Source organism: Arthrobacter sp. efr-133-TYG-118, assembly GCF_030209755.1.
Taxonomy (GTDB): domain Bacteria; phylum Actinomycetota; class Actinomycetes; order Actinomycetales; family Micrococcaceae; genus Arthrobacter.
The window spans coordinates 134,160-154,563 of record NZ_JARVRH010000002.1 but is presented as its reverse complement, the minus strand read 5'-3'; the positions used below and the strand labels follow the sequence as shown (position 1 = coordinate 154,563).

The 20,404-nt window shown below is 63.6% G+C and carries 19 protein-coding genes; 14 read left to right on the top strand and 5 right to left on the bottom strand.

Annotated features, from left to right (window positions below; all coding sequences use genetic code 11):
• The first annotated feature begins 85 nt into the window (after positions 1-85).
• A complete protein-coding gene (locus QRN59_RS01575; RefSeq protein WP_284980788.1) occupies positions 86-1,171 on the top strand; it encodes an inositol-3-phosphate synthase in 1,086 nt (361 codons plus the stop codon).
• 116 nt (positions 1,172-1,287) lie between these two features.
• On the opposite strand, the gene QRN59_RS01570 is transcribed toward QRN59_RS01575, so the two are convergent.
• The 3 genes from QRN59_RS01570 to mshA all read right to left on the bottom strand — a co-directional run bounded on the left by QRN59_RS01570 (position 1,288) and on the right by mshA (position 5,523).
• Positions 1,288-2,247, bottom strand: coding sequence for a DUF559 domain-containing protein (locus QRN59_RS01570; RefSeq protein ID WP_284980787.1), 960 nt, complete (start codon positions 2,245-2,247; stop codon positions 1,288-1,290).
• A 200-nt stretch (positions 2,248-2,447) separates the two neighbouring features.
• A complete protein-coding gene (locus QRN59_RS01565) occupies positions 2,448-4,142 on the bottom strand; it encodes a formate--tetrahydrofolate ligase (RefSeq protein ID WP_284980786.1) in 1,695 nt (564 codons plus the stop codon).
• A gap of 136 nt (positions 4,143-4,278) precedes the next feature.
• A complete protein-coding gene (mshA, locus tag QRN59_RS01560) occupies positions 4,279-5,523 on the bottom strand; it encodes a D-inositol-3-phosphate glycosyltransferase (RefSeq protein WP_284980785.1) in 1,245 nt (414 codons plus the stop codon).
• A 148-nt stretch (positions 5,524-5,671) separates the two neighbouring features.
• On the opposite strand from mshA, the gene QRN59_RS01555 reads away from it, so the two are divergent.
• The 7 genes from QRN59_RS01555 to tsaD all read left to right on the top strand — a co-directional run bounded on the left by QRN59_RS01555 (position 5,672) and on the right by tsaD (position 11,629).
• Entirely contained in the window at positions 5,672-6,202 is a 531-nt protein-coding gene (locus tag QRN59_RS01555; RefSeq protein ID WP_284980784.1) for a GNAT family N-acetyltransferase, read from the top strand.
• 163 nt (positions 6,203-6,365) lie between these two features.
• A complete protein-coding gene (locus QRN59_RS01550; RefSeq protein WP_284980783.1) occupies positions 6,366-7,472 on the top strand; it encodes a carbohydrate kinase family protein in 1,107 nt (368 codons plus the stop codon).
• Positions 7,473-7,544: 72 nt separating this feature from the next.
• Positions 7,545-8,750 carry an alanine racemase gene (alr, locus tag QRN59_RS01545; protein ID WP_284980782.1) on the top strand — a complete coding sequence of 402 codons (1,206 nt, stop codon included), beginning with the start codon at positions 7,545-7,547 and terminating at the stop codon, positions 8,748-8,750.
• Positions 8,751-8,776: 26 nt separating this feature from the next.
• Positions 8,777-9,352 (top strand): tRNA (adenosine(37)-N6)-threonylcarbamoyltransferase complex ATPase subunit type 1 TsaE, encoded by a 576-nt coding sequence (gene tsaE / locus QRN59_RS01540; protein WP_284980837.1) that lies wholly within the window; start codon positions 8,777-8,779, stop codon positions 9,350-9,352.
• On the top strand, positions 9,352-10,023 hold the full coding sequence (tsaB, locus tag QRN59_RS01535; protein ID WP_284980781.1) for a tRNA (adenosine(37)-N6)-threonylcarbamoyltransferase complex dimerization subunit type 1 TsaB: 672 nt from the start codon (positions 9,352-9,354) through the stop codon (positions 10,021-10,023). Before tsaE ends, tsaB begins: the two co-directional genes overlap by 1 nt.
• Before the next feature lie 44 nt (positions 10,024-10,067).
• Positions 10,068-10,508 (top strand): ribosomal protein S18-alanine N-acetyltransferase, encoded by a 441-nt coding sequence (gene rimI, locus QRN59_RS01530; RefSeq protein ID WP_502871011.1) that lies wholly within the window; start codon positions 10,068-10,070, stop codon positions 10,506-10,508.
• Positions 10,505-11,629: a tRNA (adenosine(37)-N6)-threonylcarbamoyltransferase complex transferase subunit TsaD gene (gene tsaD, locus QRN59_RS01525; RefSeq protein WP_284980779.1), complete on the top strand. Its 1,125-nt coding sequence runs from the start codon at positions 10,505-10,507 to the stop codon at positions 11,627-11,629. Before rimI ends, tsaD begins: the two co-directional genes overlap by 4 nt.
• A 21-nt stretch (positions 11,630-11,650) precedes the next feature.
• Here tsaD and QRN59_RS01520 read toward each other — a convergent pair whose 3' ends face one another.
• Positions 11,651-12,802 carry a glutamate--cysteine ligase gene (locus QRN59_RS01520; protein WP_284980778.1) on the bottom strand — a complete coding sequence of 384 codons (1,152 nt, stop codon included), beginning with the start codon at positions 12,800-12,802 and terminating at the stop codon, positions 11,651-11,653.
• A gap of 191 nt (positions 12,803-12,993) precedes the next feature.
• On the opposite strand from QRN59_RS01520, the gene ykgO reads away from it, so the two are divergent.
• A complete protein-coding gene (gene ykgO / locus QRN59_RS01515; protein WP_184740519.1) occupies positions 12,994-13,116 on the top strand; it encodes a type B 50S ribosomal protein L36 in 123 nt (40 codons plus the stop codon).
• A gap of 50 nt (positions 13,117-13,166) precedes the next feature.
• Positions 13,167-13,985: a shikimate 5-dehydrogenase gene (locus QRN59_RS01510; protein ID WP_284980777.1), complete on the top strand. Its 819-nt coding sequence runs from the start codon at positions 13,167-13,169 to the stop codon at positions 13,983-13,985.
• A 23-nt stretch (positions 13,986-14,008) separates the two neighbouring features.
• Here the strand turns inward: QRN59_RS01510 and QRN59_RS01505 are convergent, their stop codons facing one another.
• Positions 14,009-15,247: a THUMP-like domain-containing protein gene (locus tag QRN59_RS01505; RefSeq protein ID WP_284980776.1), complete on the bottom strand. Its 1,239-nt coding sequence runs from the start codon at positions 15,245-15,247 to the stop codon at positions 14,009-14,011.
• Between the two features lie 77 nt (positions 15,248-15,324).
• Between QRN59_RS01505 and QRN59_RS01500 the strand changes: the two genes are divergently transcribed.
• The 4 genes from QRN59_RS01500 (at position 15,325) to QRN59_RS01485 (ending at position 20,257) form a co-directional block, all read left to right on the top strand.
• Positions 15,325-15,735 (top strand): hypothetical protein, encoded by a 411-nt coding sequence (locus QRN59_RS01500; protein WP_284980775.1) that lies wholly within the window; start codon positions 15,325-15,327, stop codon positions 15,733-15,735.
• A gap of 223 nt (positions 15,736-15,958) precedes the next feature.
• Positions 15,959-16,255 (top strand): co-chaperone GroES, encoded by a 297-nt coding sequence (gene groES, locus QRN59_RS01495; protein ID WP_028265041.1) that lies wholly within the window; start codon positions 15,959-15,961, stop codon positions 16,253-16,255.
• 86 nt (positions 16,256-16,341) lie between these two features.
• A complete protein-coding gene (gene groL / locus QRN59_RS01490) occupies positions 16,342-17,952 on the top strand; it encodes a chaperonin GroEL (protein ID WP_284980774.1) in 1,611 nt (536 codons plus the stop codon).
• 250 nt (positions 17,953-18,202) lie between these two features.
• The gene (locus tag QRN59_RS01485) at positions 18,203-20,257 is read left to right on the top strand and encodes an acyltransferase family protein (protein WP_284980773.1); all 2,055 of its coding nucleotides are present in this window, start codon (positions 18,203-18,205) and stop codon (positions 20,255-20,257) included.
• Positions 20,258-20,404 lie beyond the last annotated feature (147 nt).

Below are 20,404 nucleotides of genomic sequence, written 5' to 3'. Positions count from 1 at the left end.
CGAATGGCGCTGTGCCTTTAAGACGCCGTCGTACATACAGGTACGGACGCGCTCGGCACCTGAGGTTAGTTCTCAAAGGAGTTCCGTGTCTTCACATCCGATTCGTGTCGCCATTGTCGGCGTAGGTAACTGCGCCGCTTCGCTGGTCCAAGGTGTCCACTACTATCGCGATGCCGACCCCCAGGCCACGATTCCGGGTCTGATGCATGTTGAGTTCGGCAAGTACCACGTCAACGACGTCCAGTTCGTCGCTGCCTTCGACGTCGACAGCAAGAAGGTCGGACTCGACCTCGCTGACGCCATCGGCGCCAGCGAGAACAACACCATCAAGATCGCCGATGTCCCATCCACCGGTGTGACCGTGCAGCGCGGCCACACCCTGGACGGCCTGGGCAAGTACTACCGCGAGACTATCGTCGAGGCTGCGGAGGAGGCAGTGGACATCGTCGCCGCACTGCGCGAAGCCAAGGCCGACGTCATGGTCTGCTACCTGCCGGTCGGTTCCGAGGACGCCGCGCACTTCTACGCGCAGTGCGCCATCGACGCCGGTGTTGCCTTCGTCAACGCCCTGCCGGTCTTCATTGCGGGCACCAAGGAATGGGCCGACAAGTTCACCGCGGCCGGCGTGCCGATCGTCGGCGATGACATCAAGAGCCAGATCGGTGCCACCATCACGCACCGCGTCATGGCCAAGCTCTTCGAAGACCGCGGCGTCACGCTTGACCGCACGTACCAGCTCAACGTCGGCGGCAACATGGACTTCAAGAACATGCTGGAGCGCGACCGCCTGGAATCCAAGAAGATCTCCAAGACCCAGGCCGTGACCTCCAACGTCGAAGCCAAGCTCCACGCCGACGACGTCCACATCGGCCCCTCGGACTACGTCGCCTGGCTGGATGACCGCAAGTGGGCGTTCGTGCGCCTCGAGGGCCGCAACTTCGGCGATGCCCCGGTGTCGCTTGAGTACAAGCTCGAGGTCTGGGACTCCCCGAACTCCGCCGGCGTGATCATCGACGCCATCCGCGCCGCCAAGATCGGCCTGGACCGTGGCATCGGCGGCCCGCTGCTCTCCGCTTCCAGCTACTTCATGAAGTCCCCGCCGGAGCAGTTCAACGACGACCTCGCCCGCGAAAAGGTCGAGGCCTTCATCCGAGGCGACGTCGAGCGCTAACCCCGATCCCTCCCAAGCTGCCTGTCCACCCGGACGCTCGCTCGCTTGTGTGGGGGTTTGGGCGGACGCCCGCTCACTTACAAGTGAGCGGGCGTCTGTCGTTTAACGCTCGCGCTCTACACGGCGCTTGCAAAGCCGGATGCGACGGCGGGATCGACCCATGCTGATCGCAGTGCCTTCTTGATCTTTTTGGTTGCCAGCTCGAAACCATCTGCCAAATCGTCCTTGCGGAAGACGAGGACCGTCCATCCGGCTGCTTCGAAGGCTTTGTTCCGGCGTCGATCACTGAGTGTCTGGGCCTCCGCGAGGTGATGGCCGCCGTCGTACTGAATGGCGACCCGCCTTTGGCGGAACCCCAAATCCGCCGACGGCGAGAACGGATCGTCACTTCGCAACTTGAGTTGAAGTTCGGGTTCGGGGATTCCAGCGTCCAGCATAGCCAAGCGAAGCAAGGACTCAGGCGCGGAATCCGCGCCCACGCGCATCAATTCGAGCGCCTGCCGGGCACGCACGACGCCTTGTAAATTTGGATGCCGCTCCACCAGGGCACGCAGTTCTTCAAGGGTCGCGAACGGTGTGTCTCGTCCTTCCAGCGCCTGGCGGGGTACGCGAATCAGCTCGTCGCCCATACAGACGAGGTCGTTCAAAGGAAGCAGCCGGGCCATGTCCAGCCAAGTACGGGAGCGCGTGCTGATCCATATTCCATCAACGGATTCGACCTCGTTCACGGCCGTGATCACCCTATGCGCGATCACGCCTTTGCGGCGGGTTCCAGGCAACGATCGCGGCTTGCTGAGGTGCAGCTCCGTCGAATCGGCAAGCCACGGCGGAAGGCAGGAGCAGCGAAGGCGCGCTGCCGTCACATGGGAGATCCAGGCCCCGGGAGTAGCTGCCGACAGCGCACGGGCGGCGGACTCAAGATCGAAGTCCCAGCCGATCGGACGGTAGAGGCTACGGCTGACGCGTTCGACGTCGGCACGAAGCAGCCGGCTGCGCGGCACACCATGGGCTTGGGCCTCGGCAAGCGTGAACGGTCCTGAAAGCAGTTCAGTGGGAAGGGCAAACTCGTTTCGCATACCCGCATTGTTGCGCAAATGGGCGGGTGCCTGCAGAAGTTATCCACAGGCTCGGGATTCGGCTGTAGATCTTGTCGTCCTCGGGGGCCGTAGGTGAGCGAGCGTTTCCTGAAAGTGCCGTATACGTGAGCGAGCGGTCTGCGAAAGTGCCACATACGTGAGCGAGGGTTTCGTAAATATGGCACATAGGTGAGCGAGCGTCAGAAGAGGCCCACCGGATTTCCGTGCTCATCGACGTCCATTCGCATCGCGGCGGGCTCCTTGGGCAATCCGGGCATGGTCATGACTGCACCTGTCAATGCGACGATGAAGCCCGCACCGGTCTTGGGAATCAGCTCGCGCACGTGCACCGTGAATCCCTTGGGGGCACCCAGCTGGGAGGCGTCGTCGGTGAATGAATACTGCGTCTTGGCCATGCAAACCGGCATTCCGCTCCAGCCGTTTCTCCGGATGTCCGCGAGGCGCCTGAGCGCGGGGACGGAAAATTCCACGCCGTCGGCGCCGTAGATTTCCTGCGCGATCGTGCGGATCTTGTCCTCCACAGACAGGCTCAGAGGATACAAATGTCGGAAGTCCGACGGCGCTGCTGCCGCCACCGCCGCGGCGACCTTCGCCGCGAGCTCATCACCGCCGTCGCCCCCTCCACCGCGGCCCCAGACATCCGCGACCGCCGCCTGCACTCCCTCCTGGGCGCACCAAGCCAGCAGCCATTCGAGCTCTTCTGTTGTGTCCGACGCGAATCTATTGACTGCAACAACCGGTGTGACGCCAAACTTCTCGACGTTGTGCACATGCCGTTTCAAGTTCTCGACGCCGGCAGCGAGTGCCTCAACGTTTGGCTCCTTGAGAAGCTCCTTGGGGACGCCGCCCTGCATCTTCAGCGCCCTGATAGTCGCGACCACGACGACGGCGGACGGCGCCACGTCCGCGATGCGTGACTTGATGTCCATGTACTTTTCGGCCCCGAGATCGGCGCCGAATCCCGCTTCCGTGACCACAATGTCCGCGAGCTGTTGGGCGGTTCGCGTGGCGATGAGCGAGTTACAGCCGTGCGCGATATTGGCGAACGGGCCGCCATGCACCAGGGCCGGGGTTCCCGCGATGGTCTGCACGAGATTCGGTTTGATGGCATCCTTCAGCAACATGGTCAGCGCACCTTGGACACCGAGATCGGCCACGGTAACCGGCCGCCGGTCATAGGTGTAGCCGAAAGTGATGCGGCCGAGGCGCTCGCGGAGATCATCCAAGTCCGTCGCGAGGCAGAAGACGGCCATGATTTCGGAAGCCACGGTTATGTCGAAACCGTCCTGCCGTGGCACTCCTTGGGCAGGGCCGCCCAGGCCGATGATGACCTCGCGCAGCGAGCGGTCGTTCATATCGAGGACCCGTTTGAACGTCATGCGGCGCGGATCAATGTTGAGCTCGTTGCCTTGGAAGATGTGGTTGTCCACGAGGGCCATGAGGGCGTTATTGGCTGAGGTGATTGCGTGGAAGTCGCCGGTGAAGTGCAGGTTGATCTCGTCCATGGGGAGAACCTGGGAGAAGCCGCCACCGGTCGCTCCTCCTTTCATGCCCAGGATCGGTCCGAGGGACGGTTCGCGCAACGCGATCATCACGCGGTGGCCCGCCCGCGCCAAGGAATCGGCGAGCCCTACCGTGGTTGTCGATTTTCCCTCACCCGCCGGCGTCGGGGACATAGCCGAGACGAGGACTATCTTGCCCGCGCGTTTGACGCCCGGGAGACGGAGCTTGGCGGGATCGATTTTCGCCTTGAACCGGCCGTACAGTTCCAATGCATCGACGTTGATCCCGGCACGCTCCGCGATTTCCTCGATGGGACGTATCGCTGCATTCTGGGCAATTTCAAGGTCGCTCAAGATCTCGTTTTCAGACATCCTCGTCCTCAACTCCGCGGGAACACTGTCCGCGACAATCTACCAGTCACGCCTCCGTTGGTGAGCGGGCGTCGTCGGGAGGGGACTCGTAGGTGAGCGAGCGTCGTCGGGAGGGGACTGATAGGTGAGCGAGGGTTTAGCTTGGGCGGACGAGGACAGCACCGATGGCTGCGTGGTAGCTCTCGAGCGCGAACGCTGCTGTCCTCTGCCAGCCGAAGGCCTCCGCGTGCACGGCTGCGGCACGGCCCATGTCTTCGCGGGTCCGGGGATCGTCGTACAGGGCTTCGATGACGTCGGCCCAGCGGGAGGGATCGTGGCCGTCAACCAAAATACCAGTCCGTCCGTCGGCAACGGCGCGGGACAGGCCGCCCACGTTGGTGGCCACCACCGGAGTGCCGCAGGCCTGCGCCTCAAGGGCAACAAGCCCGAACGATTCGCTGAAGGACGGCATCACCACGACGTCGGCTGAACGGAACCAGCCCGCCAGCTTCGGCGCCTTGACCGGCGCACGGTGCGTTACGACGTCGTCGAGCCCAGCGGCCGTGATGAAAGACTGCAGGTTGAAGTCCTTGGCGCCGCTCAAGGCGCCAAGGATGGTCAGCTCGAGATCGATGTCGGGCCGCCTCTTGCGGAGGATGCCAACAGCTTCGATGAAAACCTGCGGGCCCTTGAGCCGCTGGATGCGTCCGGCGAAGAGCAGATGGAAACTGCCGGGCCTCACGCCAAGCTCGGCGCGGGACCGGGCCCGGAACGCCGGAGTGAACACGGTGAGGTCAACTCCGGGGGGAGCGATGTCGATGTGGTCGAAATCGGCGTTGTAGTGCGATACGAGCTCTTGGGCTTCGGCGGGAGTGTTGGCCACGAGGCGAGTGGCTCTATCCACGATCCTCTGTTCGCCGTCTTCACGCAGTCGCGGTTCGGGCCGCTCGCCGGATTCGAGCACCAGGTTTTTGACCTTCGCCATCGTGTGCATCGTGTGGATCAGCGGCACATTCCACAAGGCGGAGAGTTCAAGTCCGGCCACACCGGACACCCAGTAGTGCGAATGGATGGCGTCGTAACGGCCGTGCGGTTGCCGTTGCCGGATCCTCTCGATTTCGGCAACCATGGTGTGGAGGAGCTCGGGAAGTTCCTCCTTGGGCAGTTTCCGGGGCGGGCCTGCCAGGACGTTATGGACGCAGACGCCGGGACCGGGATGTTCGACGGCGGGCTGCCCGGCCGACGTCGAACGCGTGAAGATCTCTACCTCCACGCCAAGATCCGCCAACGCCATGGCCAGTGCCCGGACGTAGACATTCATGCCGCCGGCATCCCCCGAACCCGGCTGTTCCATGGGGGAAGTGTGGAGTGACAGGAAGGCCACGCGACGGATCAACGACACCGCTACCTCCTGTATCCAAGCCGATTCAACAAGTCCCGCAAGGTGAAAGTCCTCTGCGTCCCAGCGAAAACACTACTCCTGACCTCCCTGGCATTGCAGCGGGCTCAACAGGGCCATCAGTGCAGGGCGTGCTGATACCGTAACGGACGTGAGCCACTCAAACAGCGAAGCAGGAACGTCGGCGGCCGTTAGCTACGAGATCCGGCCCGCCCGGGCAAGCGACTGGCCCGGGATCTGGGCCGTCCTGGAACCGGTGATCCGGGCAGGGGAGACCTTTACCTGGGACCGCGACACTTCCGAAGAAGCTGCCCGGAGCAAATGGTTCAAGGAAGCGCCCGGCCTGACCTTTGTGGCGGTGCGCGACGGCGAAGTGCTGGGTACCGGAGAACTGCACGCCAACCAGGGCGGCGGCGGAAGCCATGTGGCGAACGCCGGCTACATGGTCCATGCCGATCACGGCGGGCAGGGAATCGCTCGAGCACTTTGTGCCTATTCCTTGGTTGCCGCCCGGGACGCCGGGTTCAAGGCGATGCAGTTCAACGCCGTCGTCGAAAGCAACGTCCGCGCGGTGGGCCTGTGGCAGTCCATGGGCTTCCGCATCCTGGCGACCATCCCCGAGGCCTTCCAGCATCCGACCCTTGGCTACGTGGGGCTGCACGTCATGTATCAGGAGCTCTAGCCGCTCCCGGGACTCCCGCGGTCCGCGGCGAAGGTCCGCTGCAGGCGAAGGTCCGCGGCAGAGGGCCCCCGGGACCAGTTCAGAAGGAAGGCCCTGGGGAAAGTAGGCCCCGGCGCCGGAAGAAAGCTATGCACAATCGTGGCCGCGGCGTAGTCTGCCGTGCATGGACGCAACGCCCAGGGCACGATTCGACCCCCTTGCTGCTATCCGAGGGGATGTGCTGGTGGAAGGGTCCGATTCAGGCTGCGATCTCCTGCTGACAGGCACCGTGTTCCAGGACATTATCTTTACCGGACTGGACCGCAGCCCGGAACCGGGTACCGAAGTGTGGAGCCAAGGCATGGGGACCTGCCCCGGCGGCGTGGCCAACCAAGCTATCGCGGCTGCCCGGCTTGGGCTGCGGACCAGCCTCGCCGCGGCGTTCGGCGATGACGGGTATGGGGACTTCAACTGGCGGATCCTGGAAAGCCAGGAGCACGTGGACCTCTCCCTGTCCAGGCGTTTCCAGGGCTGGCATTCTCCGGTCACCGTCTCCTTGTGCGTCGATCAGGATCGTTCCATGGTCACTCACGGACATCCCTCGCCCATGAGCGCTTCCGAACTGATTGGCGATCCGCCCAAGGCGCTCGCAGCAGTCGCGGATCTCGGCGAGGAGCCGGAGCCCTGGATGCTGGCGGCGAGGAAAGCCGGCGTCAAACTCTTCGGCGACGCCGGATGGGATCCGACCGGAGAGTGGTCGTCGAAGCGGCTGGACCAGCTCAGCAATTTCCACGCCTTCATGCCGAACCAACGGGAGGCGATGGCCTTCACAGGCAAGGACAACCCCTGGTCTGCGCTCTACACGCTCGCCGACCGCGTTCCGGTAGCTGTAGTGACGCTGGGAGCGCAGGGAGCCATGGCCGTGGATTCCGAAACCGGCGAGGAGGAGTGGGTGCCGTCGCTTCCCGTGACGGCGTACGACCCCACGGGAGCGGGCGACTGCTTCGGCGCGGCGTTTGTTGTGGGCTGCCTGGCCGGATGGCCTTTGGGAGACCGGCTCCGTTTTGCCAATCTTTGCGCCTCGCTGGCGGTCCAGGAAGTGGGTGGCTCGCTGGCTGCGCCTGGCTGGGGAGACATCGCCGATTGGTGGCAGCGAGCGAACGCCCGGAGGGAGCGGCAGTCCAGCCAGTGGCTCAAACGGTTCGCTTTCCTCGAGGACATTGTGGCGGATGTCCCGCCCGGGGCCCAACGTCGTGCGACGGCCACTATCGCCCACAACTCGGACGCCTGAGCAGGGCTCACCCCAGTCAGCCCCCTCACCCCCAGTCAACCCGCACGCCTTCGCGGCACTAGAATCGTGAGAGTGACTTACGAAGCAGCTGCCAGTTTCGAACCCTCGACGAAATCGGGTTCGGCAACGGTCCTCGAACGATCAGCCGTCATCGACTTGGATGCCATCCGGCACAACGTACGCCAATTCGTGGCTATCGCCTCACCCGCAAACGTCATGGCCGTGGTCAAGGCCGACGCATATGGGCACGGCGCGGTGCAGGTAGCGCGGGCGGCACTTGAAGCCGGCGCCCGATGGCTCGGTGTTGCCCATATTTCGGAAGCTTTGGCGCTGCGCGCTGCTGGAATTGACGCCCCCATGCTCGCCTGGCTGCACACCACCCAAAGCAACTTCCAGGCGGCCGTCGCCGCCGGCGTCGACGTCGGGATATCCGGCTGGGAGCTGGACGCGGTAGTCGCCGCGGCACGCGAACAGGAACGACCGGCCCGCATCCACCTCAAGGTGGACACCGGCCTGGGGCGCAACGGCTCCACCATCGCCCAATGGGACAAATTGGTGGGCCAGGCCATGGAGTACCAGGACGAGGGCCTCCTGCGCGTGGTCGGCATCTTCTCGCACTTGGCCGTCGCCGATGAACCGCACCGTCCCGAGACCGATGAGCAGTTGGCAGCTTTCCGGGAAGCAATTGCCGTGGCCGAGGACGCCGGAGTGGACACCGAAGTCCGGCATCTGGCCAACACTCCCGCCACGCTTTCGCGCCCGGATGCCCATTTCGACCTCGTCCGCGTGGGGCTCGGGCTTTACGGGCTGTCCCCTTTCGAAGGACAAAACTCCGCGGAACTTGGTCTCCGCCCCGCCATGACAGTGCGCACCCTCGTTTCCAATTGCAAGCGGGTGCCCGAAGGCCAGGGGGTGTCCTATGGACTCAACTACCGGACGTCCAGCGAGAGCGCCTTGGGCCTGATCCCGCTCGGATACGCCGACGGCGTGCCGCGGGTCGCCACCGGCGGCCCGGTGCGGGTCAACGGAGTCAACTACCCCGTTGTGGGCCGGATCGCCATGGACCAGATGGTCATCGACCTTGGGAACGCTGTGACGGACGAAGCCGGCTGGCTGGGTGCCGAAGCTGTCATGTTTGGTGACGGCGCCGACGGCGGCCCGACGGCGGACGACTGGGCCGCCGCCGCGGGGACCAACAACTATGAGATTGTCACCCGCGTCAGCCCGCGCGTCCCGCGTATCTACATCAACGAGACCCCGGGGGCGGATGCCCGGTGAGCGGGGCCCCGATTGACAAGACCCCGTTGAAGGAGGCGTTGTGGGAACGGACCGTCAAGGTCGCGACGGCGGAGCAGACGCACGCTTTGGGCTCGGCGCTCGCCGGGGTCCTTGAGCCGGGTGACCTGCTGGTCCTGACAGGCGAACTCGGTGCCGGCAAGACTACTTTCACCCAGGGACTCGGCGAAGGACTTGGCGTCCGTGCCGGCGTCATCTCGCCCACGTTTGTCCTGGTGCGCATCCATCCCAACCTGCCGGACGGGCCGCGCCCCGGCGGCCCCGACCTGGTCCACGTTGATGCTTACCGGCTGGCGTCCGCTGCCGAAATCGACGACATCGACCTCGAAAACACCATGGACAACTCCGTGACTGTGGTCGAGTGGGGGCGTGAGCGCGTGGAACGCCTTTCGGATAGTCGCCTGGACATCGAGATGCACCGGACGGTGGGCGGCGCCGAGAGGGCGGCAACCCGCCCGGAAGCTGGCCAGGATGCCGTGTTGGATTTCGACCCGGAGGACGACGACGAACCCCGCAGCATCGTTTTCCGCGGCTTTGGCCCTCGTTGGAGGGCCGTGCCCGAAATACTGGAGGAGAACGCCTGATGCTGATCTTGGCCATTGATACTTCGGCCGTGGCGAGTGCGGCACTCATTTCGGACGTTGCCATGGAGGGTGTGGTGGAGTCCTTCGCTACGGAGGACACCCGCAGCCATGCCGAGGTCCTGGCGCCCGGAATTGAGAAGCTTCTGGCCGACGCCGGAGTAGGCGGCGCGGACATCGACCTCATCGTCGCAGGTGTTGGCCCTGGGCCGTTCACGGGCCTCCGTTCAGGGATTGCAACTGCCCGCACTTTGGCATTTGCCTGGAACAAACCTCTTTTCGGTCTCATGAGCCTGGATGCGATCGCTTTGGAAGTGGCCGGGTCCACGGAGGCGCAGGCCGAGTTCCTGGTGGCCACGGACGCCCGTCGCAAGGAGGTCTACTGGGCGCGCTACACACTCAATGATGGCCAGCTACCGCAACTCGTGGACGGTCCGCATGTCGGGTTCGCCTCGGAGTTGCCCGATCTCCCGGTCTTCGGTGCCGGCGGCGGCATCTACGCGGACGTCGTCAACGCGAACGGGGAATTCAGCACCACCCAGCCCGACGCGGCCTCGCTGGGCCAGTTCGCCATGGCCCTCCTGGCGGCCGGTGCGGAACTGCCGGATTCCACTCCCTTGTATTTGCGGGAATCCGACGCGCAAGTGCCGGGCCCTAGAAAGCGTGCCCTGTGAACCCTTCGTACCAGTTCAAGCTCGACGGCGTGACCTTGCGCGACATGACCGCCGACGACGTCACCGTCGTCGAGGTACTCGAACGTCGGCTCTTCCCGGTGGACGCGTGGCCGATGCAGATGTTCTTCGATGAACTTGCCCAGGTTGATACCCGCCGCTATGTGGTGGCCGAAGCCGACGGGCAGATTGTGGCCTACGCCGGGCTCATGTGCATCGAGCCGATCGCGGACGTGCAGACGATCGCCGTTGTGCCCGAATTCGAAGGCCGGGGAATCGGCTCCGCCATCCTCACGGAACTGATTGAAGAGGCCCGGCGGCGCGGCGCGGTGGAAGTGCTCCTGGAGGTCCGTGCCGACAATCCACGAGCGCAGGCACTCTACGTGCGGTTCGGCTTCGAGCAGATCCACGTCCGTCGGCGGTACTATCGCGACGGCACGGACGCCCTCATCATGAGGCTGACATTGACTGAAGGAATACCGGCATGAACCAGCCCGGCCCCATCCAGCCCGCCATCGCCCAGCCGCTCGTGCTGGGGATCGAGTCCTCCTGCGACGAAACCGGCGTCGGGATTGTCCGGGGCACCACCCTGCTGACCAACACGGTGTCCTCTTCGATGGATGAGCATGTCCGTTTTGGCGGCGTCATTCCGGAGATCGCTTCCCGTGCGCACTTGGACGCTTTTGTTCCCACGCTGCAGGAGGCCCTGCACGAGGCCGGAGTGACACTGGAAGACATCGACGCCATCGCCGTGACCTCCGGACCTGGCTTGGCCGGCGCGCTCATGGTGGGTGTCTGTGCGGCCAAGGCCCTCTCTGTTGCCACGGGCAAGCCGCTCTACGCGATCAACCACTTGGTAGCGCATGTCGGCGTCGGGCTCCTTGACGGCGCCGCCGCCGGCACCCGGGGGCTCGGTCCGGGCGGTCGGCTGCCGGAAAATCTCGGTGCGTTGCTGGTTTCCGGCGGGCACACGGAAATCCTGCGCATCCGCAGCATCACCGACGACGTCGAGATGCTCGGCTCCACGATCGACGACGCCGCAGGGGAGGCCTACGACAAAGTGGCGAGGCTCCTGGGCCTTGGCTACCCGGGCGGACCGGCCATCGACAAACTCGCCAAGCAAGGCAACGCCAAGGCCATCCGCTTTCCGCGCGGCTTGACGCAACCCAAGTACATGGGAACCGCGGAGGAGCCGGGACCGCATCGTTACGATTGGTCCTTCAGCGGGCTCAAGACCGCCGTCGCGCGCTGCGTTGAACAATTCGAAGCCCGCGGCGAGGACGTCCCCGTTGCCGATATCGCCGCCGCATTCCAGGAAGCGGTAGTGGACGTCATCACGTCCAAGGCTGTGCTGGCCTGCAGGGAGAACGGGATCACGGATCTTCTGCTGGGCGGCGGAGTTGCAGCCAACTCCCGGCTCCGTGAGCTCACGGGGCAACGCTGCGACGCGGCGGGGATCACCCTGCATGTGCCGCCGCTGTCACTGTGCACCGACAACGGTGCCATGGTCGCTGCCTTGGGCTCGCAGCTCATCATGGCGGGGATCGGTCCCAGCGGCGTCGCGTTCGCTCCGGATTCCTCCCTGCCGGTGACCACGGTTTCGGTGTAGGCGAGGGAACCCGGCCGGAGGCTAGGCGGTCGGAACGGACCGCATTTGCTGCACGAGATCCTGGACGACGGCGTGAAGATCGCCGTCGTGCTGGGCGGCGACGCGGCGCTGGCGCTGGTAGCCTGCTCCGCGGGCGATGATCTTTTCGACGTCGGCAAGTTCCTCCGAGCAACCCAGCTTCTCCGCGACGGGCGCCAGGCGCAGCAGCGTTTCCTTCAAGTGCTCAGTGACGAGCTGCTCATTGCCCTCGGCGTCGAGAATAATGATCGCTTCCATCCCGTAACGGGCGGCGCGCCACTTGTTTTCCTGGATATGCCATGGCGGCATGGTCGGAATGCTGCCGCCGTTGTCCAGGATCGTGGAGAACTCGTCCACGAGGCATTGGGTCAGGGCTGCAACGGCACCGACTTCCTCAAGGGTGGCCAGGCCGTCGCAAATGCGCATCTCGATGGTGCCCAAGTTCGGCACGGGCCGGATGTCCCAGCGAATTTCAGACAGGGTGTCGATCACTCCAGTTGTGAACATGTCCTGGACATAGGACTCGTATTCGGCCCAGCTGGGGAACTGGAAAGGCAATCCGGCCGTGGGCAGCTGCTGGAACATGAGGGCACGTTGTGACGCATAGCCAGTGTCTTCGCCGCCCCAGAACGGGCTCGAAGCGGACAACGCCTGGAAATGGGGGAAGTAGTTGACGAGCCCATCGAGGATGGGGAGCGCCTTGTCCCTGCGGTCCAGGCCGACGTGGACGTGTACTCCATAGATGACCATTTGCCGTCCCCACCATTGGGTGCGGTCGATCAGCTTGGCATAGCGTTCTTTGTCCGAGACCGGCTGAAGCTGCGGCGGGCTGAAAGGATGGCTTCCGGCGCAGAAAAGCTCCACACCCATAGGGTCGGTGACTTCCCTGACAGCCTGAAGCGAGCGGGCCAGGTCTTCCTTGGCTTCCTTGACGGTGTTGCACACGCCCGTGACAAGCTCCACGGTGTTCAAGAGCAATTCCCGCTTGATGTGCGGATGCTCGTCGTCTTCGTTCAAATCGGGATGCCGCGATGCCACGCCCCGCAGGACCTCATTCGCCACCGAGACCAATTCGCCGGTGCGTGCGTTGACGAGCGCAAGCTCCCATTCCACCCCCAGGGTCGACTGCCTGGATGAAGCGAAATCAATCTGCACGTGGGTCCCCTCGGTATTTGCCAAAAACGCCCTGAGCAACGCCCGCCGTGGGGCCGTCAGCGGTTGGCTCAAGTCTAATGCAGGGGCGGTACGGTACCGCATGGGAGGAATCCTGAGGAAAAACGAATCCGTTTGCTAATGAGAATGATTTGCATCTATACTGAATGACGAAACCCGAGAAGGAGAACCCCATGAAAGTCAGGAATTCGCTGCGTGCCCTCAAGAAGATCCCCGGCGCTCAAGTTGTCCGCAGGCGCGGCCGCACCTTTGTCATCAACAAGCTGAATCCCCGCTTCAAGGCGCGCCAAGGCTAGCTCCCCGTCTAGGCTGGGCAGAGAACCCGCTACGCGAAGGAAACCCCGTTATGCCGATCCTCAATAAAGACATGACGCTTTGTATTTCTCTCTCTGCCCGGCCGAGCAACAACGGAACGCGTTTCCACAACTTCCTCTACGAGGCGCTCGGCCTGAACTGGATCTACAAGGCCTTCGCTCCCACCGACCTCCCGAACGCGATCGCCGGTGTTCGCGGTCTGGGCATTCGCGGCTGCGCCGTCTCGATGCCGTACAAGGAGGACGTCATCGCCCTCGTTGACCGCATGGACGCTTCGGCGGCCGCTATCGACTCGGTCAACACGATCGTGAACGACGCTGGCGTACTGACGGCGTACAACACGGACTACACCGCGATCGCCCAGTTGATCGAGCGCAACGCGATCGACTCGGCGTCGTCGGTGCTGCTCCTCGGTTCCGGCGGCATGGCCAAGGCCACCGCGGCTGCCTTCCGCGACGCCGGTTTCTCCCGCGTCACCGTGGTTGCCCGGAACGAAAAGCTCGGGCAGTCCCTTGCCGGGCTCTATGGCTTCGGCTGGCAGGCTGAAGTAGGGGAGTCGACGGCGGACGTGCTCGTCAACGTCACACCGATCGGCATGGCCGGCGGACCTGACTCCGGCTCACTGTCCTTCCCCGAAGCGGCGGTGGCGGCCGCGCGCGTGGTGTTCGATGTCGTCGCCCTCCCTGCAGAGACGCCGCTCATCAAGGCCGGCCGTGCGGCCGGAAAGACCGTGATCAGCGGCGCTGAAGTGGCCACCATCCAGGCACTCGAACAGTTCGTGCTCTACACGGGCATCACGCCGACACCGGAGCAAGTGGCCGCGGCGGAGGAGTTCACGCGCGCCCAATAGGGCGCCACGGTTCAGGGACCAGCTCAGGCAGCCGCTACCGGCTCCACCACAACAGCCACCTTTTCATCGCCGATCCTCGTGAGGACTAGGGTGGCTGTTTTGCTGCCGCGGGATTTTGCCGTGCCCTTTCCGGCCGGCAGCAATTGTTTCCGCAGCTCTTCGGGGGTAACGGAGGTGCCGCGCTTCTTGATGTCGAGGACGCCGACGCCGTTGGCCTTCACCCAGGCCTTGAGGGCCTTGACGTTCAGCGGCATGACTTCCAGGACTTTGTAGGCGCGGGCGAACGGGGTCTCCATCAGTTCCGGAGCGCAGATATAGGCAATGTGTTGGTCCACCAGGTGGCCGCCCAGCCGGAGCGCGACGTCGGCCACGAGGCCCGCGCGGATCACCGCGCCGTCCGGTTCGTAAAGGTATCCCTCCACGGGCCCGACGTCGGGCACCGGGCCGCCGTCGAAATCTTCGCCGCTGGTGATCTCTGCCGCGCCCTGCGGCCCGAGCACAAGGGCAGCTCGGCGGATGCCCGGGCGGGAGACGTCATTGAACCACAGCGTTACTTCCGTGACGTCCCCTCCCACCGAAACCCACTGTGCCTCGCAGCCGGCCGGAACCGAATCATGTGGCATCCCCGGGCCCATCTTGACCCCGACGGACCTGCCGGTAGCGGCCAATGATTCAACGAAGGACAACGGCGGCGAGAACGCCTCCGGGTCCCAGATCCTTTTGGTTCCCGACGACGACGTCGTGCGGCGCGCCGGATCGAGCCACACGCCGTCGACCTCGTCGAGGGGCACCGACGTGGCGTCGGAGTGCACCACCGTTGCGTGCGGGAAAGACATGAGGTTGATCGTGGCGCACGCGGCGGTGGTCTCGTCGAGTTCCACGGCGGTGACCTTGATGTCCATGGAGGCCATGGCCATGGAGTCGGCTCCAAGCCCGCAACCCAGGTCCGCGACGTGCTGCGTGCCCGCCTTGGCGAAGCGCTCGGCATGCCTGGCTGCAACATTGAGCCGGGTGGCCTGTTCCAGGCCGGCCTGGGTGAAGAGCATCTGCCGGGCGAATTCGCCGAACTTGGCCTCGGCCCGGGTGCGGAGCCTGGACTGGGTGAGGACGGCCGCCACGAGTGCGGGGGAGTGGCCGTCCTTGCGCAGGCGCGCATTCAGGGCGAAGGCTTCGCCATCGCTGTACGGTCCCAAGGACGCCAGCAGTTCCCAACCTTCCGTTGTCAGCAAGGGGGCAATCTGGTCCGGGGATGTGTCAGCCATGGGAACTAGCCTAGTGCTCGCCCGTCATACGGGGTCGGGAGGGATCCGGGACCACTCGGGCCGATAGGGTTGATGCCATGGAAGACAACCCAGTACGCCAGCCTGACGACGCCAATGGTTCTCCCTCTGCCCCCGATAAACGTCCCTTCGCCGGAAATCTCTCCAAATATGCCCGCCCCGCGCTCATCGTGGGTGCTTTGATTGCCATTGTCTGCATCGCGCTGTTGATCATTATTTTCTTCCTAGACTCTTTCAACGCGGCCACCTACTCGATGACCGGAAATAGCGTCCAGGACGCCACGGATGAGGCCCGGGACATCCGTGACACCTACACCGGTGCCCGCATCGGAGCGATCGTCGGGCTGGTGGTGTTCGGCGTCGTCGCGCTCGCCAGCGGCGTCGTGCTCTACCTGAACCGCGGAACCGCACCGAAGGAAGAGTACGACGACGGCGAGGACGTTGACTTCGACGACCTCGCCGGGCAGTGAGCTACTTGAGCCGGAAGCGCCCTTTCGACGTTCACCCATGACGGAATTCTGGCACTCGCCTTGACCGAGTGCTAATGCTTACATAGAGTCTTGATTAGCACTCTCCCTAGGCGGGTGCTAATCATGCCGCCAGGCACTTACCGGCACCGCGACGACGGTAAGCCCGCCACGGCACCCCTGGTTTGATAGTCCATGTACTACCTCACGTAAAGGAGAGATCCGAGTGTCGGTCTCCATTAAGCCTCTCGAGGATCGCATTGTTGTCCGCCCGCTCGAAGCAGAGCAGACCACGGCTTCCGGCCTGGTCATCCCGGACACTGCACAGGAAAAGCCGCAGGAAGGCGAAGTTGTTGCAGTTGGCCCCGGCCGCTTCGATGACAACGGCAACCGCGTGCCCGTCGATGTAACCGTTGGCGACGTCGTCATCTACTCCAAGTACGGCGGAACTGAAGTCAAGACCGGCGGCAACGAATACCTCGTTCTGTCCGCCCGCGACGTTCTGGCAATCGTCGTTAAGTAATTCCCTGGATCCCGCATCGCAGATCGAGTCGGACTTCTTCCGGTCGGATCAGCGGTGCGGGTTTTCCGTCTTGAAAGGACACAACCATGGCAAAGCAGCTTGCGTTTAACGACGCTGCCCGTCGCTCGCTCGAAGCAGGCATTGACAAGCTGGCCAACACCGTCAAGGTCACCCTTGGCCCGCGTGGCCGCAACGTCGTTCTGGACAAGAAGTGGGGAGCTCCCACCATCACCAACGACGGCGTGACGATCGCCCGCGAAGTCGAACTCGACGACCCGTATGAGAACCTTGGTGCGCAGCTGGCCAAGGAAGTCGCCACCAAGACCAATGATGTCGCAGGCGACGGCACCACCACGGCTACCGTGCTGGCACAGGCCCTCGTCAAGGAAGGCCTGCGCAACGTTGCCGCCGGAGCCGCCCCTGGCGAAATCAAACGCGGCATCGAGGTTTCCGTCCAGGCCGTGGCTGCCCGCCTCCTGGAGAACGCCCGCGAAGTAGAAGGCACCCAGGTTGCCAGCGTTGCCGCGATCTCCGCCCAGAGCGATGAGGTTGGCGAGCTCCTCGCCGAGGCTTTCGGCAAGGTCGGCAAGGATGGTGTCATCACCATCGAAGAGTCCTCCACCACGCAGACCGAACTGGTCCTCACCGAGGGCATGCAGTTCGACAAGGGCTACCTGTCCCCGTACTTCGTCACTGACGCGGAACGCCAGGAAGCTGTTCTGGAAGACGCGCTCATCCTGATCAACCAAGGCAAGATCTCCGCGCTGCAGGAATTCCTGCCGCTCCTCGAGAAGGCCCTGCAGGCTGCCAAGCCGCTCTTCATCATTGCCGAGGACATCGACGGCGAGGCACTGTCCACGCTGATCGTGAACCGTATCCGTGGCACCCTGAACGTCGTTGCCGTCAAGGCTCCGGGCTTCGGCGACCGCCGCAAGGCCATGCTGCAGGACATTGCCACACTGACCGGCGCGCAGGTTGTCTCCCCGGAGCTCGGCCTGTCCCTTGACCAGGTTGGCCTCGAGGTCCTCGGCAGTGCCCGCCGGATCACCGTCACCAAGGACAACACCACCATCGTTGACGGCGCTGGCACGGCTGACGACGTCGCAGCACGCGTCGCCCAGATCCGTGCCGAGCTGACCCGCACCGACTCCGACTGGGACCGGGAAAAGCTGCAGGAACGGCTCGCAAAGCTGGCAGGCGGCATCGGCGTCATCAAGGTCGGCGCAGCCACCGAGGTCGAGCTCAAGGAAAAGAAGCACCGTATCGAGGACGCTGTGTCCTCCACGCGTGCTGCCCTTGAAGAAGGCATCGTATCCGGCGGTGGATCCGCCCTCATCCACGCCCTCAAGGCACTGGACGAGGACGCAGCCGTCAAGGCACTGGAAGGCGACGCGGCTGCCGCCGTCGGCATCGTCCGCCGCGCCCTGACCCAGCCCCTTCGCTGGATCGCCCAGAACGCCGGCTTTGACGGCTACGTCGTCGTCGCCAAGGTTGCCGAGCTGGAAGACAACCACGGCTTCAACGCGAAGTCCGGTGTGTACGAGGACCTGATCGCCGCAGGCGTGATCGACCCCGTCAAGGTCACCCGCTCCGCGCTCCAGAACGCCGCGTCCATCGCAGCCCTGGTTCTCACCACCGAGACCCTGGTTGTCGAGAAGCCGGCCGAGGAAGACGAGCACGCAGGCCACAGCCACTAATACTGGTTGATCGATGCAGGAGGCCCGGTCCCCTTTGGGGGGCCGGGCCTCCTGCATTTGCGGTGGGGCGGGATGACGACCGGACGCCGGCAAAACGGCATGGAGGATTGACCCAGACAACGTTCCGGAAGCTCCCAGCCGCTTCTGTCCTAATGGATCGTATGAAGTTGGTTGAACGCGGTCTCAATTGACGACGATCATTTCGAATCAGTAGGGTAGACGGTTTGAGTAGCACCCTGGAGGCAAGACTTTGACAACCACGCGCCCGATTGCGCTACGGCGAACCAGCGGCGAGATGCAGAATTCGGCACCCAAATCGACGTTCCGTCCTGAAATCCAGGGGCTTCGATCTGTTGCCGTCCTCATGGTTGTCACGTACCACATCTGGTTTGGCCGGGTCTCCGGCGGGGTGGATGTCTTCCTCCTGGTCTCGGCATTTCTCATGACTGCGCAGTTCACGAGACGGTATGCCGGCGGCCGGCAAACAGAACTGATCAAGCACTTTCTTCATCACTTCCGGAGGCTCTTGCCCGCAGCCGTCACCGTGATCGTTGGAACGCTGGCCGCCACCTACCTCTTCATGCCGGCCACCCGCTGGGTCGATACCATCAAGCAGGGTTGGGCTTCACTCTTCTACGTCGAGAACTTCCTGTTGCAGTCCCAGGCCGTCAACTACTACGCCGTGGATCACAGCCTGGCCAGTCCGTTCCAGCATTTCTGGTCGCTGTCCATCCAAGGACAGGTCTTCATTGTCTGGCCAATCATCTTTGTGGGAGCAGGCTGGCTGGCGAGAAGGTTCAGGCTCGCGTACGTTCCCCTCCTCCGTTACATCTTCGGATTAATCTTCCTGGTTTCCCTGGTGTACTCGGTCGTCTACACAGCTACGGACCAATCGGCGGCGTACTTCTCGACCGCGGCCAGGCTTTGGGAATTTGCCCTTGGAACTCTTCTGGCCCTCTTCCTGCCTTCGCTGAAAATACCCAGGTCAGCCAGGATCGTCCTTGGCTGGCTCGGCATCCTGGCGATGCTTAGCTGCGGGCTCATTCTCGACGTCGAGGGCGTCTTTCCCGGGTGGTTGGCTTTGTGGCCCACGCTTGCCGCCGCCTGTGTGCTCGCAGCGGGCCAGACCCAGAGTCGATTCGGAATCGACCGAATCCTCAGTTCCAAGCCACTGGTGCGGATGGGGAACAATTCGTACGCCCTCTACCTTTGGCACTGGCCCATGTTGGTCATCTATTTGGCTTGGTCCGGCAAGACCCACGCTGGCTGGTTGTCCGGCACAGTGATTATTGCTGGTGCTTTCCTCTTGGCTGTCCTGACCACCAGATTCATCGAGAAGCCGTTGCGGGAGTGGAGGTGGCCCGAGGCCAACCGGCGCGGAAGCGTGATTTCGCTGGTTGCGGTGGGGACCGTGGCTATTCTGCCGTTGGCCGGTTGGCCCCTGCAGATAGAGCAGACAAACCGCGCGCTGGTTGCAAACATGGATGCCCGCAACCCCGGAGCGGCAGCCGTGGGCGGAGACTTCGTATACACCCCCGATCCGGGGGTGCCTTTGGTTCCAAGCATGACCGCAGTCGATGGTGACTGGCCGGTTTTCCCGACCCCCTGCACGGGGACGACGGACTCGCAGGAATTCGTCAACCGCTGCACCAACGGGATCAAGAACGGGACGAAAAGCGTGGTGGTCATCGGCAGTTCGCACGCCCATGTGCTGAACACGCCGCTGCTTACGATGGCCGCAAAGAACAATTGGAGCCTGACGTCCATCACCAAGGGATATTGCCCGCTTGGCGAGGACACTGCGGCAGACATTACGCAGTCCTGCGTTGACTTCAACAAGGCCACGCTCGCAGAGGTCCTGAAGATGAAGCCGGATGTTGTGGTGACGACGAGTACGCGCACCAATGCGCAGAGCAACGTCCCGGAGCGGCTCGATGCTTCTTGGGTCACGGAGGTAAAGACGCTTAACGACGCCGGAATCCAAGTTGTTGCCTTCCGAGACACTCCACGCGCAGCGCAACCAGTTCCGGCCTGCCTGGAAAAGAACCCCGGCGCATATGTTGCGTGCGGTTCCCAGCGTGCCGAAATCTACTCCGAAGATTCCCCGACGGGAGCGGTGGCCGCGGGAATGCCTGACACGAAATTCCTGGACCTCTCGAAGTACTTCTGCCCCGATACGAATTGTCCGGCGGTCATCGGCAACGTGATGGTCTACAAGGACGACAACCATGTGACCGCCACATACATGAAGACCTTGACCCCATACTTTGAGAAGGCGTTCATGGCCGCGACCGGGTGGAGCTAGGCGGCCGGACGGATCGAGGGCGACCGGGCGGCTCCATGGCGGGCCCCGGGTGCTGTTGCTCACATTGCCCTCGCGGAATATGGGGATCGGCGGCGAGGTTCTACTATTTATTCAGAACCTTTCTGCACAGGCCAGTCCCGTAATGAC